The organism is Microbispora sp. KK1-11 (assembly GCF_006874435.1).
Classification (GTDB): domain Bacteria; phylum Actinomycetota; class Actinomycetes; order Streptosporangiales; family Streptosporangiaceae; genus Microbispora; species Microbispora catharanthi.
Genome location: NZ_VIRJ01000023.1, coordinates 95,239 through 107,942, shown reverse-complemented (window position 1 = coordinate 107,942; position 12,704 = coordinate 95,239). Strand labels below are relative to the sequence as shown.

The 12,704-nt window shown below is 68.1% G+C and carries 13 protein-coding genes; 4 read left to right on the top strand and 9 right to left on the bottom strand.

The features are described from left to right. Positions 1-59: 59 nt before the first annotated feature. On the bottom strand, positions 60-650 hold the full coding sequence (locus FLW16_RS28560; protein WP_142563227.1) for a class I SAM-dependent methyltransferase: 591 nt from the start codon (positions 648-650) through the stop codon (positions 60-62). Between the two features lie 160 nt (positions 651-810). On the opposite strand from FLW16_RS28560, the gene mscL reads away from it, so the two are divergent. Continuing rightward, positions 811-1,239, top strand: coding sequence for a large conductance mechanosensitive channel protein MscL (gene mscL, locus FLW16_RS28555; protein WP_142563226.1), 429 nt, complete (start codon positions 811-813; stop codon positions 1,237-1,239). 27 nt (positions 1,240-1,266) lie between these two features. On the opposite strand, the gene FLW16_RS28550 is transcribed toward mscL, so the two are convergent. Beyond that, entirely contained in the window at positions 1,267-1,860 is a 594-nt protein-coding gene (locus tag FLW16_RS28550) for a hypothetical protein (protein WP_142563225.1), read from the bottom strand. After that, positions 1,857-2,135 carry a hypothetical protein gene (locus FLW16_RS28545; protein WP_142563224.1) on the bottom strand — a complete coding sequence of 93 codons (279 nt, stop codon included), beginning with the start codon at positions 2,133-2,135 and terminating at the stop codon, positions 1,857-1,859. The genes FLW16_RS28550 and FLW16_RS28545 overlap by 4 nt, the downstream gene beginning before the upstream one ends. A 362-nt stretch (positions 2,136-2,497) precedes the next feature. Between FLW16_RS28545 and FLW16_RS28540 the strand changes: the two genes are divergently transcribed. The 3 genes from FLW16_RS28540 (at position 2,498) to FLW16_RS28530 (ending at position 3,960) form a co-directional block, all read left to right on the top strand. Beyond that, positions 2,498-3,397: a helix-turn-helix transcriptional regulator gene (locus tag FLW16_RS28540; RefSeq protein WP_142563223.1), complete on the top strand. Its 900-nt coding sequence runs from the start codon at positions 2,498-2,500 to the stop codon at positions 3,395-3,397. Between the two features lie 19 nt (positions 3,398-3,416). Beyond that, the gene (locus FLW16_RS28535; RefSeq protein WP_142563222.1) at positions 3,417-3,632 is read left to right on the top strand and encodes a DUF397 domain-containing protein; all 216 of its coding nucleotides are present in this window, start codon (positions 3,417-3,419) and stop codon (positions 3,630-3,632) included. 124 nt (positions 3,633-3,756) lie between these two features. Further along, positions 3,757-3,960 carry a DUF397 domain-containing protein gene (locus FLW16_RS28530; RefSeq protein WP_142563221.1) on the top strand — a complete coding sequence of 68 codons (204 nt, stop codon included), beginning with the start codon at positions 3,757-3,759 and terminating at the stop codon, positions 3,958-3,960. 72 nt (positions 3,961-4,032) lie between these two features. On the opposite strand, the gene FLW16_RS28525 is transcribed toward FLW16_RS28530, so the two are convergent. The 6 genes from FLW16_RS28525 to FLW16_RS28500 form a co-directional block, all read right to left on the bottom strand. Further along, positions 4,033-6,009 carry a glycosyl hydrolase family 28-related protein gene (locus tag FLW16_RS28525; RefSeq protein ID WP_142563220.1) on the bottom strand — a complete coding sequence of 659 codons (1,977 nt, stop codon included), beginning with the start codon at positions 6,007-6,009 and terminating at the stop codon, positions 4,033-4,035. Then, positions 6,006-7,574, bottom strand: a complete 1,569-nt coding sequence (locus FLW16_RS28520) for a glycoside hydrolase family 13 protein (RefSeq protein ID WP_142563219.1) — start codon at positions 7,572-7,574, stop codon at positions 6,006-6,008. Before FLW16_RS28520 ends, FLW16_RS28525 begins: the two co-directional genes overlap by 4 nt. A gap of 40 nt (positions 7,575-7,614) precedes the next feature. Next, complete coding sequence (locus FLW16_RS28515; RefSeq protein ID WP_142563218.1) at positions 7,615-8,592, bottom strand: carbohydrate ABC transporter permease; 978 nt, start codon at positions 8,590-8,592, stop codon at positions 7,615-7,617. 11 nt (positions 8,593-8,603) lie between these two features. Beyond that, on the bottom strand, positions 8,604-9,527 hold the full coding sequence (locus FLW16_RS28510; RefSeq protein ID WP_142563217.1) for a carbohydrate ABC transporter permease: 924 nt from the start codon (positions 9,525-9,527) through the stop codon (positions 8,604-8,606). Positions 9,528-9,626: 99 nt separating this feature from the next. Then, positions 9,627-11,006: an extracellular solute-binding protein gene (locus FLW16_RS28505; RefSeq protein WP_142563216.1), complete on the bottom strand. Its 1,380-nt coding sequence runs from the start codon at positions 11,004-11,006 to the stop codon at positions 9,627-9,629. A gap of 503 nt (positions 11,007-11,509) precedes the next feature. Further along, the gene (locus FLW16_RS28500) at positions 11,510-12,520 is read right to left on the bottom strand and encodes a LacI family DNA-binding transcriptional regulator (RefSeq protein ID WP_142563215.1); all 1,011 of its coding nucleotides are present in this window, start codon (positions 12,518-12,520) and stop codon (positions 11,510-11,512) included. Between the last annotated feature and the right edge of the window lie 184 nt (positions 12,521-12,704).

Sequence of the window (12,704 nt, the reverse complement as noted above, 5' to 3'; positions counted from 1 at the left end):
ATCGTCCGCTGCCGTGGGGCCGGCCGACGACGCCCAGCCCCCGGCAGCATCCCCGGCGTTCAGGTCCGTCTGATCGTCGCGAGCCAGGCCGGTGCACCGTCATCGTGATACCTCGTCCGGACCCGGTCCGGTTCGACGGCGGCGACATTCCAGCCGTTGGCGGGATCGAACGCCGCTCTCAGCTCTTCCCTGCTCACGGGATGCGGCCCGGTGCCGGGACCGTCGTCGCTGAAGCACAACACGTACAGCGTGCCGCCGTGCTCTGTCACCGACGCGAGACTCGTCACGTATCCGGATCGCTCGTCGCCGTCCAAGGTGTGGAACAGCCCGCAGTCCAGCACCGTCGCGAACCTGCGCCCCAGACGCTCCAGGCGGAGGGCGTCGGCCGCGGCGAACTCAACGTGTATCCCACGGTCGACGGCCTTCTCCCGGGCGATCGCCAATGCGGTCTCGGCCACGTCGACGCCCAGAACCGGCAGCCCCAGCGAGGCGAGGTGAAGAGCGTTCTCGCCGGTCCCGCAGCCCGCGTCGAGAACCGCTCCGGCGAATGCGCCTTCGGACGCCAGACGCACTATCGCCGGCTGCGGCCGTTCGATGTCCCAAGGCGCGGGACCGTCGTGGTACGACGCGTCCCACGGCAGTCCCGTCATCCGTTCATGACTGGTCGGACGCCGCCCACCGAACGGATCGTCGGCGGGGCTTTTCGATCGCTCCGGCAACTTCTCCCCCTTCCCTTTTCGATCTTTCCGGGTCCGCCGCCAGGGTCACGCCCTTGCATAGGAAAGGCAAAACCGGATAGGTCGTTGCCCCATGAGCGGATTCAAGAAGTTCCTCCTACGGGGCAACCTGGTGGAGCTCGCCGTCGCCGTGGTCGTGGGCGCGACGTTCAGCGGACTCATCCAGGCCCTCGTGCAGGACCTGATCACCCCCCTGATCGCGGCCGTCACCGGCGGGAAGCAACCCGACTTCTCCAGCTACAGGTTCACCGTCAACGGCGCCGTGTTCAAGTACGGCGACTTCATCAACCACCTGCTGACGTTCCTGATCGTCGCGGCCGTGGTCTACTGGCTGGTCGTCCTGCCGATGACCCGTTTCCTGAGCCTCTTCGACACCAAGAAGGAGGCCACCAAGAAGCAGTGCCCCGAGTGCCTGTCGGACATCCCCGTCGACGCCCGGCGCTGCGCCTTCTGCACGGTCGAGCTGTCCACCGTCCCCGCCGCAGAGAGGCCCCCTGCCTGACCTCCCCGCGGGCCCGTCCTCTCCTCGTCAGGGCCGGAACCGGGTCAGCGTCCGCTCCCCGGTCTCCGCCGGCTCCTGGGGAACGGGGCGGCCGGCGCGCCGCAGCACGTCCACGATGACGAGCGACGTCCGGTGCGGGTCCCTGGTGATCCGCACCCCGTGGGCCAGCCAGCACGCGGCGGCGATCATGTCCCGGGCCCGTTCGAGGTCGCTCGGGCTGGTCCCCGCCCTGCACCACATCCACAGGCGCTCGCCGAACGGCTCCGGCCTCGTACGGAGGATCACGGGCAGCTTGCCCCGGCGGTTGACGATCAACGCCTCGGCACAGGCCTTCCGTACGCGGTGGGGCGTCACCACGCACCAGAAGCGGGCCGCCACCTCCCGGCGGGCCTGCGGCCACAGCAGTACGAGCAGGCAGATCAGAGAACCGGTGACGATCGTGACGGCAGGGCCCGCCGTCCGCACGGCGATGACCACGACCGCCGGCCCTCCCACCACCAGCACCGCCTCGTAACGCCACCTCCACAGCACCACCAGCGGTCCCGGCCGCGCGACGGGAGAGGTCTCCCGCTCGATGAAACGCAGGACCAGGTGCGGGTTCCGCCTGACGGGGTGCCTCATGCCCGGCCGCCCGAGGGTCGCTCGGGCCTGCGGGAGGCCGGCGGTTCGAGCAGGTTGACCCGCCCGGTGCCCCGGCATCGGCGGCACGGCAGCCCCGTGGGGCACCGCCCCTTCGCGGAGCAGACCTTGCAGGCGGCGAGCGCGTCGAACCGCGTGTCGCGGTAGGTGTGCGTGTGCCAGGTGCGCCGGATCTCCCAGCGCTGCACCCACGCGAACGCGTCGATCTCGGCGAACGCCTCCTCGCCCACCCTCCAGAGGAGGGCGATGATGCGCATCCGTAACCCTGGGAGGGAAGGAGCGCGCATGTTCTTGTTGTTAGAGTGCACGGGATCATCCCTTTGCTGAGCAGGCAGGTTGGATGGTCGTCTGCGCTGGGTCGATGTGCCACCATCGGCCCAGCAGCGCGTTTCAGGGAAAAGGGGCCGAAAGACGAGGCCCCCGATGCGCATCGCCTCCCTCCGGGAACCGGCCGGTCCAGCCGCCACGTTGAGGCTTATGTATAGCTTTCCCCGCAGTTGCCATTGGCAACCTTCATTTGGCAATTGCCATCGGAGTTTTCACACGGCAACTGCCAGCGGGATGCTACGCTGCACCTTTCGGGGTCCACCGCAGAACGCGTACGCAGAAGGTGACCGCTATGGCCGGGACGAACCTGACGCTCCGGCGGCGTCAGCTGGCGAGCCGTCTCCGAGAGCTGCGGCACGCGACCGGCATGACCGTCGATCAGGTGGCTCAGGAGCTCCTTTGCAGCCCCGCGAAAATCAGCCGTATGGAGACCGGTCAGCGCGGCGTGAGTCAGCGCGACGTCCGCGATCTGTGCCGGATCTACGGTGTCTCGGACGACAAGCTCGTCACTCAGCTGATGACGCTCGCGCGGGAGTCCCGCCAGCCGGGCCTGAAGCAGGAGTGGGGGGATCTCGGCAACGACGCCATCTACGTCTATATGGACCTGGAGGCGGCGGCAGTGTCCATCACGGAGCTGCAGACCGCCTACATTCCCGGCCTGTTCCAGACGGAGGAGTACGCAAGAGCGCTCATCCGCGGGCTGCTTCCACGAATCGACCAGGAGCTTCTGGAGCGGCGGGTCGAAGCGCGGATGAAGCGCCAACTGCTTCTCACCCAAAAGGAGCCGCCCCGCTACTGGACCTTCATCGACGAGGCCGCCCTACTCCGGCAGGTCGGCGACGCCTCGATCATGACGGACCAGTTGGAGCAGGTGCTCAGGCTCGCGCAGGCGCCTCACGTGACCGTGCAGGTCATTCCGTTCGAAGTGGGCGCCTACATGTCCGCCGACGGCCCGTTCGTGATGTTCAGAATGAAGGACCCGGCGGTATCCGAAGTCGTTTACGTCGAGATGCTCAACCGGGTGGAGTACCTGGAGAAACCAGCGGAGCTGGAAATATATCGGGAGGCCGTCGAGATCATCCGTGCGGCCGCGCTGTCCCCGAACGAGTCCATCCGGCGAATCGCGAAGGCCAAATCGGACTTCAGTGCTGCGCTGCCCCGCAGTGACCATCTGTCTCCGGGAGAACAATAGCGCAGAGACAGAGGATCACATGGAGCTCCGGCCAGACACGCCGATAACGGAATCGCAATGGCGCATCTCCACGAGATGCAACGGCGGCAACTGTGTACAGGTGGCCGTCCTCGACGGAATGGTTGCCATACGCGACTCGAAAAACCCGGCCCAGGGCATGCAGTTTTACTCTCGTGAGGAGTGGCGTCGCTTTGTGGCGTCCGTGAAGGCAGGTTCGTACGACCTGTCGCAGTGACCAGGAGGATTGGCAGCGCAGCGCGTGGCCCCGGCATAACAGGACAGATTCCTAAAAAGCGGATAGATTACAATGCTTCCGGGTGATATCTCACTCCACGAGTGGACGGCTTCCGGGAGAGTGCATGGCACGCCGACCTTCGTTCGACGGTGTCGAATGGCACCAGGCATGCAACAACGGCACCTGCGTGGAGGTCGCCGTCCAGGACGGATGGGTCGGTGTCCGCGACGGGAAGCAGGGCGATGACAGTCCTGTGCTGACATTCACCGCCGAGGAATGGCAGGCATTCCTGCAGGGAGTCAAGGCCGGCGCGTTCGACCTGTCCTGACGTCGACGGGCACGCGTACGAGGGCTTCCCCGGCCGGAGCCGGGGAAGCCCTCTGTCTCTACGCGTGCTCCGTCACCAGGGAGACGGGGCGGGTGGGGGGACGACCGGTGGGCGGTCGTCGCAGGTGATGGTGTTGGGCAGCATCCAGGGAGCGAGCCAGCCGCCGTCGTTGCCGCCGAGGTCGGTCAGGGAGAACTCCGACCCGGTGGGCGGGAAGTTGAAGGACCCGCAGTTGTTGACGCCCACCGCGCCGACGTTGCGGGCGTCCACGTTCTGGAAGGACGCCGAGCCCTTCACCCGGGCGCTGACCACGGAGGTGCCCGTGCCGTCGACCCGGATGTCCCTGAAACGGACCTTCGGGATCGCGTACAGGTCCTTCACCGACCACTCACTGACCAGCATGATCGCGTTGTAAGTGCTGTCCAGGTAGTGGTCGCCGCTGACCTCGATGTCGGCGTCGATGTCCTTCTCCAGGGCGTAGAACCAGATGGCCCCCAGGCCGATCTTCCAGTTCAGCTCGAACGTGCCGGCCCGTACGGTCGTGTTGCCGTTGATGCGGAGCCTGCCGGCGAACGGTTCTGCGCCGAACCGGGAGCCGACCTGGATGGCGCTGCCCTCCCTGATGGGGTCGGCGATCAGGTTGTTCGAGACCGTGTTGTCCGTGCCGCCGTAGATCGCGATGCCGTTGGCCAGCACGGGCGTCTGGATCGTGTTGTGGTCGAACGTGTTGCCCGCGTCGGCGGTCTTCTCCGACCACATGGCGAGGGCGTCGTCACCGGTGTTGCGGAAGAAGTTGTTCGACACGACGGAGCCGGTCACGCCGGTGTGGAAGTTGAGCCCGTCCGCGATCTGGTCGACGACCACGTTGTTGGTGATCTTGAGGTTGCGCATCGGGCCGTCGAACCACATGCCGACCTTGGTGTGGCGGATGTAGAGCCCGTCGATGGTCGAGTCGCTCATCGCGCCGCCGACGCCGTTGACCTGGTCGGTGTCGATCCGCTCGCGGACGTCGCCCTCGATGGCGAAGCCGGACAGGTGGACGTTGCGGCTGCCGCCCGCCGAGGCGTCCTTGCCGTAGAAGCCGACGCCGGTGTGCACCGAGCCGTCCGGGGCCGGGGTGTCCAGGTCGACCTGGCGGCCCTTGATGGTCGTGTACCAGCTTCCGGCACCCGTGATCGTCACGTCGTCCACGACGATGTGACGGTTCACCTGGTAGGTGCCCGGCGGGATGTAGACCTTCAGGTGCGCCCGTCTGGCGAAGGCGACGGCCTTGTCGATCGCCCCGGCGGAGTCGCGCCGGCCGGTGGGGTCGGCGCCGAAGACCAGCACGTTCGCGGCGACGACCTCGACGCGCGGCGGACCGACGAGGTGCGAGTCGAGCAGGTCGACGACCGTCCACGCGGCGTTGCTCCCCGCCGGGACCGTCAGCCGTACGGTGTCGCCCGCCCGGTACGTACGGCCGAGCAGGAGACGCTGCTCGTCGTAGAAGTGGTTCGGGCGGTACGGCTTGGCGATCTCCGGGGCCGGCGTGGTGGCGTTCGGCACGCAGGAGCACTCGGTGATCCACCAGTCGGGGTGCAGCAGCCCGGCGTTCGGATCGTTGGAGAACGGATACTGGTTGTAGAGCCAGGCGTACTGCGACGTGAGGGTCATGGTGGCCCGCTTGTGGCCGTTCACCGCGACGTCGAGCGGCGCGGTGATGCCACCGCCCCCGGGAGCGTCCGGGATGCTGTACCGCACGGTGATCGCGTTGGCCGCCTTGGGCAGTGTGAACTCGACGTACTGCCCGGGGGTCAGCTTGACCGCCCTGCGGCCGGACGCCTCCGCGGGCAGCGTGTACGCGTCGCGGCCGGGGCCGATGACCGTGCCGTTCGTCGACGCGTTCTCCGCCTCCTGCTCGGCGAAGTCGACGTCGGCCCCGCGCCCGGCGACGAGCGCCGGGTCGAGGGCGGCCCGCGTCACGACGGGGGGCTTCGCCGAGGCGGACGCCGGCGCCTGTAAGACCGCGAGCCCGGTGGCGGCCAGGGCCGCCACCAGCAGGATTCTCATCGGGCCTCCATGATCCAGGCCGCGGTGTCGGACGGGAGGAGGTCGCCGTCGAGGGGACCGCTGGCCAGCAGCACCGAACCCGTCTCCGGGAGCGCGACCGGCTCGGCGCCGAGGTTGACCAGGCAGACCAGGCCGGAATCGCGGCGGAACGCGATGACCTCGTCCCCGTACGGCAGCCAGGTCAGCGTGCCGTCGCCGAGGAGTTCGCGGCGCAGCCGCAGGGCCGAGCGGTAGAGGCAGAGCATCGAGCCCGGATCGGCCTCCTGCGCCTCCACGGTGAGGTCGCGCCAGCCGGCCGGCTGCGGTAGCCAGGGCTCGCCGGTGCTGTATCCGAAGGGCGGCTCGGTGCCCGACCACGGCAGCGGCACCCGGCAGCCGTCACGGCCGCGGACCGTGTGGCCGGAACGCTCCCACATCGGGTCGTCGATGAGCTCCTCGGGGATGTCCTCGACCTCGTTCAGGCCGAGCTCCTCCCCCTGGTAGACGTAGACGCTCCCGGGCAGCGCCATCGCGAGCAGCGCCGCGGCCCGCGCCCGGCGGCGGCCGAGCTCCAGGTCGGACGGCATGCCGTCCCGGCGTTCCGCGTTGTCCCAGGACGTGACGGCCCGGCCATAGCGGGTGACCGGACGGGCGACGTCGTGGTTGGACAACACCCAGGTCGCGGGCGCGCCGATCGGCACGTGGGTGGCGAGGGTCAGGTCGATGCTGGCGCGCAGCGCGGCCGGCTCCCACGCACTCGACAGGAAGTCGAAGTTGAACGCGGTGTGGAGCTCGTCGGGGCGCAGGTAGTTGGCGAACCGCTCCTGGTCGGGCAGCCACACCTCGCCGATGAGGATCCGCCCGCCGTAGGAGTCGGACACCCGCCGCCACTCGCGGTAGATCTCGTGGACCCCGTCGTGGTCGGTGTACGACTCCTCCACGCTGTCGAGGTCCTTGACGAGCACGGCCGCGGAGTCGATGCGCACGCCGTCCACGCCCCGGTCGAACCAGAACCGCAGCACGTCCAGGAACTCCTGACGTACGGCCGGGTTGTTCCAGTTGAAGTCGGGCTGCTCGGGGGCGAACAGGTGCAGGTACCACTCGCCGTCCGGCACCTGTGTCCACGCCGGGCCGCCGAAGATCGACTGCCAGCCGTTGGGCGGGCCGTCGCCGACGCCGGGGCGGAACCAGAACCGCTCCCGGGCCTCCGAACCGGGACCGGCCGCCAGGGCCTCCTGGAACCAGGCGTTCTGGTCGGACGCGTGGTTGGGGACGACGTCGACGATCGTACGGATGCCCAGGTCGTGGGCTTCCTCGATCAGCTTCTCCGCCTCGGCCAGGGTGCCGAAGACCGGCTCGATGCTGCGGTAGTCGGCGACGTCGTAGCCGCCGTCGGCCATGGGAGAGGGATACCACGGGTTCAGCCAGATGGCGTCGACGCCGAGATCCGCCAGGTAAGGCAGGCGTGACCGCAGCCCCGCCAGGTCGCCCGTCCCGTCGCCGTTCCCGTCGGCGAAGCTGCGCAGGTAGACCTGGTAGATCGCGGCCCCGCGCCACCAATCGAGGGTCGAGGTGTTGCCGGGCATGCTGAATACAACTCCTTACGGGTGAAGACAGATCGGGACGTCAGCCCTTGAGGCTGCCGGCGGTGAGACCGGCCATGATGTGCCGCTGGAACAGGAAGAAGACGACGATGGTCGGGATGCTCGCGATCACCAGGGAGGCGACCAGCACGTTCTGCGGCATCTGGGAGGAGAGCGAGGCGATGCCGATGCTCACCGACATCTTGTCGCTGTCCGGCAGGACCAGCAGGGGCCAGACGAAGTCGCGCCAGACGTTGACGACGGTGAGGATGGAGACCACGCCGAGGATGGGCCGGGAGATCGGGATCACCACCGACCACAGGATGCGGCCCGGCGACGCGCCGTCGATCTCGGCGGCTTCGAGCAGCTCCCTGGGGATCGAGTCGAAGAACCGCTTGAGCAGGAAGACGTTGAAGCCGTTGGCCGCCGCAGGCAGCCAGATCGCCCACGGCGTGTTGAGCAGGTTCCAGTGGAAGAACGGCACGTCCTTCACCGTCAGGTACGCCGGGAGCATGATGACCATGGGCGGGATCATCAGCGTCGACAGCATCAGGGCCAGCACGACCCTGCCGAGCGCCGGGCGGAGCTTCGACAGGGCGTAGGCCGCCGAGACGTCCACCGCGAGCGTCAGCAGCCAGGCGCCCCCGGCGTACAGGGCCGTGTTGCCGAGCAGCGTGCCGAGGCCCAGCAGGTCCCACGCCTGCAGGTAGCCGTCCAGGGAGAAGTGCGACGGCAGGAACGTCGGCGGGATCGCGTTGAGTTCCTCGGTGGACTTCATCGCACCGGTGATCATCCAGTACAGCGGGAAGACGAACGCGGCGGTGAAGCTCACCACCACGATCACCAGCACGATCCAGTAGATGATCCGGCCGCGGGTCGTGTTGAGCTGGTGCGGCGAGACCGCGGTGCGGAACTGCGTGTTCATCGGCTTGCGGGGCCGCCGCTGCCCGCGGCGCTCGTGCCGGGTGGAGGTGGCCGGCGCCCCGGCCGAGCGGTCGGGCATGACCGTGGTGTTGGACATGGTCGCTCCCCTCACACCGTGTTGTCGCGCGAGACGCGCAGGTAGATCGCGGAGAACACCATGAGCACGATCATGAGCATCAGGCCGAGCGCGTTGCCCGCGTTGAGGCTGCCGAAGTTGAAGGCGTACTGGTACATGAGGTAGACGACGCTGACCGTGGCGTTCTCGGGGCCGCCGCCGGTGAGCAGGTAGGGCTCGATGAAGACCTGCATGGTCGCCACGATCTGGAGCAGCAGCATCACCAGCAGGATCAGCTTGGTCTGCGGGATCGTGACGTGCCGGATCCGCTTGAACAGGCCGGCGCCGTCGAGCTCCGCGGCCTCGTACAGCTCGCTCGGGATCGTCTGCAGGGCGGCGAGGTAGATCAGCGTGCCGCTGCCCATGTTCATCCAGGTGGAGACGATGACCAGCGAGATCAGCGCGGTGCTCGTCGAGTTGAGCCACTGCAGGCCGGGCAGATGGAACAGGTCCAGGACCTGGTTGAACAGCCCGTAGTCGGGGTTGTAGAACCACTGGAACAGCAGGACGCTCACCGCGGGCGGCAGCATGACCGGCAGGTAGACCACGAAGCGCAGGTAGGCACGGGCGTGCCGCAGTTCGTTCAGGACGATCGCGGTGACGAAGGGGATCCCGTAACCGCACAGCAGGGCGAGCACCGTGAACAGCGCGGTGTTGACCCAGGCCGGTCCGAAGGCCGGGTCGTTGACGACGGTGCGGAAGTTCTCCAGCCCCACCCATTTGGGCGGGTCCACGAAGTTGGTCTTCTGGAAGCTGAGGATGACCTCCCGGATCATCGGATACCAGGAGAAGAACGCGAAACAGATCAGAGCGCCGCACAGGAAGCCGTAGGCGGTCACGTTGCGCCGCACGGCGCGCCGCAGTTTCGTCGGCTGCCGCCGCCGGCCGCCCGCTGCCGGGATGCTCGCTGTGGTCATCGTTGTGAATCCGATCTCGACGTGATTGCCGGGGCGCCGGCCGCGCGAAGCTCACGACCGCGGGCGGCGCCCCGGGTTAGGCCCGGATTATCAGGGCGGTCAGCCCTTCGAGGCCAGCAGGGAGTTGACCTTCGACTCGGCGTCGGACAGGAGCTGGTCGATGTTCGCGTCCTTGCGGGTCAGCACGGCCGACATCGGAGTGTCGAGGATCTTGTAGATCTCCTGGGCGTACGGCCCCGGCTCCGCCTTCGGCGGGATGCCCTTGGAGCCCTCCACCCATCCGGCGAACTGCGAGGCGTCGATGTTCGCGTTCGCCTTGCGCAGGTCGTTCACGGCCTGACCGGACGGCGTGTCCGCGCCGTACAGGTCGGGGTACGGCTGGCCGACGGTGAGGTTCGCGCCCTTGGCCCGCACGTAGTCGAACTGTCCCTTACCGGGGGTGAGGAACTTGTACTCGATCCACTTGAGGCCGGCCTTGATCTGCTCGGGCGTGGCCTTCGGGTTGATCATGTAGCCGGCGCCGCCGTTGAACAGGGCCTTGGCCTCGGGCTGGGCGGTGATGGCGTAGTTCTCGAACTTGCCGCCGAAGTCGTTGCGGAGCGAGATGAGCACGTCGGGCGCGCCCAGCATCATGCCCATCTTGCCGCCGGCCATGGCCTTCATCAGGGCAGGCCAGTCGATGTAGAGCTGGGAGCCCATGCTGTTGTCGACCCACCGCATCTGGTGGAGGTTCTCCAGCACGGCCTTGCCCTCGGGGGTGTTGAAGGCGGCCTTCTTGCCGTCGTCGGTGATGACCGATCCGCCGCGGCCGTAGATGGAGGCGGTGAAGTGCCAGCCGCCGACGTTGTTGCCGCTGTACTCGCCGTAGCCGACGTAGCCGGGGCCGAGCCCCGCGATCTTCTTGGCGGCGGCCTGAACGTCGGCCCACGTCTTGGGCGGGTTGTTCGGGTCGAGACCGGCCTTGGTGAAGACCTCCTTGTTGTAGACGAGGCCCATGCCGTAGCCGTCGGTCGGCAGGCCGTAGACCTTGCCGTCCTTCTTGAACAGGTCGATCGAGCTGTTGTAGTCCGCGAACGTCTTGATCTCGTTGACGTACGGCGTGAGGTCGGCGGCCTGGCCGCTCTCGATCAGGCGGCCCACGTTGGGGAAGTTGACGTAGAACACCGTCTCCAGCTCGCCGCTGGCCAGCTTGGGCTCGAAGGTGCGCGGGTCGTAGCAGGGGAACGCGTCGGTGACCTTCGAGACCTTGATGTTGGGGTTCAGCTTCTGGAAGGCCGCCAGGTCCTCCTCGAAGGTCGCACGCTCCGCCTTGTTCGTCTTCGGCGGCTCGCAGTTGACCGAGATCGACACCGGCCCGGCGCTGCCGGGCGCAGCGCTGGCCTTGTCGCCGCCGTTACCGCTGTCGTCGGTGCCGCACGCCGCGGCCGCTGCAATGGCAAGTCCCGAGACCAGCAGTATCGAGAGCTTGTGGGATTTCATCCTCGTTCCCTTCTGGAACCGCGCACCACGACCCGTCGAAGCACGCGGCTCGGGGCCGACTGGAGCGCCCCGATCCGCTCGGTTGCGAGAAACATACAGAGGCATGCAGGACTGAGCAATAGTTCGTCATTAACTGTGCAAAAAAGTGACAGTGATCGGTCTGTCATTGCCATGCCACGGCGAGCTGCGCTCAGGAGCGGGCTTCTGGGGCTGAGCGCGCTCAAGGGCGGGCGGGTGCTCTGCTCTGATTGACGGAGCAGGAAACCCGAACGCTCACCGGGGCTGGGCTCGTTCATGAGCCTGTTCTGGTTCGTCGGCGCCGCACTGGTTTCGCGCTCACGGGCGGGCGGGTGCTCCGGCCGGCCGTGATAGTTACGGTCCGGTGAGCCTCGGGAGCGGCCATCGCGGGCGCGGTGGTACCTGGCACGGTCTTACGCCGGCCTCCGCACCCGCCCGCCCCCGGCGCTCCGCGCCGACGGCGAGGCGGGCCGGAGGCAGGGGATTCAGGAGCGGGGCGCGGGAGCGGTCGAGGCGCGTACGACCAGCTCGGGCTCGAACAACAGCTCGTCCCCCGGCACCACGGCCGCGTCGATCTGGGCCACCAGCAGCTCGACGGCCGCCCTGCCCATCGCGTCGATGGGCTGGCGGACCGTGGTGAGCGGCGGGTCCACGCAGTTCATCAGCGCCGAGTCGTCATAACCGATGACGGAGACGTCCTCGGGCACCGACAGCCCCGCCCGGCGGGCCGCCCTGATCGCGCCGAGGGCGAGCACGTCGCTGGCGCAGATGATGCCGGTCACGCCCGCGGCGACCATGCGTGTGGCGGCGGCGTGCCCGCCTTCCAGCGAGAACATCGTGTGCTCGACGTGGTCGGGGCCGAGCTCCAGGCCGTTGGCGGCGGCGTACGCGCGGAACGCGGCGAGCTTGCGCTGGGACGGCACGTGGTCGGGCGGGCCGAGCAGCATCGCGACCTGGCGGTGCCCGAGCGCCATGAGGTGGGCGAGCGCGATCTCGGCCGCGGCGACGTCGTCGCACGACACCTGCGGGAACCCGAGATGCTCGACCGCGGCGTTGACGAGCACGGTCGGCAGCTTGCGTTCGAGGACCCTGCGGTAGTGGCTGTGGGAGGCGTCCCCCTGGGCGTACAGGCCGCCGGCGAAGACCATGCCGGACACGTGCTGCTGGAGGAGCAGGTCCACGTAGTCGGACTCGGAGACGCCGCCCACGGTCCGGGTGCACAGCACGGACGTGAACCCCTGCTGGGCCAGCGCGCCCCCCACGACCTCGGCGAACGCCGGGAAGATCGGGTTCTGCAGTTCCGGGAGGACCAGGCCGACGAGCCGGCCGCGGTCGCCGCGCAACTGGGTGGGCCGCTCGTATCCCAGCACGTCGAGCGCGGTGAGCACCGCCTCTCTGGTGGCGTCGGAGACCCCCGGCTTGCCGTTGAGCACGCGACTCACCGTCGCCTCGCTCACGCCCACCTTCTTGGCCACTTCCGCAAGCCGTCGTGTCATGGACGCAACTATACGACAGCAAGCGCAAACATTTTCATCCACTTGCGCATGCGCTCACGAACAGCACGTCAGACCACTGCTTCGCTCCGGAGGGCGGTCGAGGGGGCTCCTCCGCCGTTCGTGATCGGCACCGTGCGGCCCCGCTCCTTCTCCGGCCGATGTGCGGAGCGGTCCAGAGGGCCCG

Coding starts and splice junctions, on each gene's coding strand:
- FLW16_RS28500 (WP_142563215.1), bottom strand. CDS start 12,520: ATGACACGACGGCTTGCGGAAGTGGCCAAGAAGGTGGGCGTGAGCGAG.
- mscL (WP_142563226.1), top strand. CDS start 811: ATGAGCGGATTCAAGAAGTTCCTCCTACGGGGCAACCTGGTGGAGCTC.
- FLW16_RS28535 (WP_142563222.1), top strand. CDS start 3,417: ATGGAGCTCCGGCCAGACACGCCGATAACGGAATCGCAATGGCGCATC.
- FLW16_RS28510 (WP_142563217.1), bottom strand. CDS start 9,527: ATGACCACAGCGAGCATCCCGGCAGCGGGCGGCCGGCGGCGGCAGCCG.
- FLW16_RS28545 (WP_142563224.1), bottom strand. CDS start 2,135: ATGCGCATCATCGCCCTCCTCTGGAGGGTGGGCGAGGAGGCGTTCGCC.
- FLW16_RS28540 (WP_142563223.1), top strand. CDS start 2,498: ATGGCCGGGACGAACCTGACGCTCCGGCGGCGTCAGCTGGCGAGCCGT.
- FLW16_RS28550 (WP_142563225.1), bottom strand. CDS start 1,860: ATGAGGCACCCCGTCAGGCGGAACCCGCACCTGGTCCTGCGTTTCATC.
- FLW16_RS28515 (WP_142563218.1), bottom strand. CDS start 8,592: ATGTCCAACACCACGGTCATGCCCGACCGCTCGGCCGGGGCGCCGGCC.
- FLW16_RS28530 (WP_142563221.1), top strand. CDS start 3,757: ATGGCACGCCGACCTTCGTTCGACGGTGTCGAATGGCACCAGGCATGC.
- FLW16_RS28505 (WP_142563216.1), bottom strand. CDS start 11,006: ATGAAATCCCACAAGCTCTCGATACTGCTGGTCTCGGGACTTGCCATT.
- FLW16_RS28525 (WP_142563220.1), bottom strand. CDS start 6,009: ATGAGAATCCTGCTGGTGGCGGCCCTGGCCGCCACCGGGCTCGCGGTC.
- FLW16_RS28520 (WP_142563219.1), bottom strand. CDS start 7,574: ATGCCCGGCAACACCTCGACCCTCGATTGGTGGCGCGGGGCCGCGATC.
- FLW16_RS28560 (WP_142563227.1), bottom strand. CDS start 650: ATGACGGGACTGCCGTGGGACGCGTCGTACCACGACGGTCCCGCGCCT.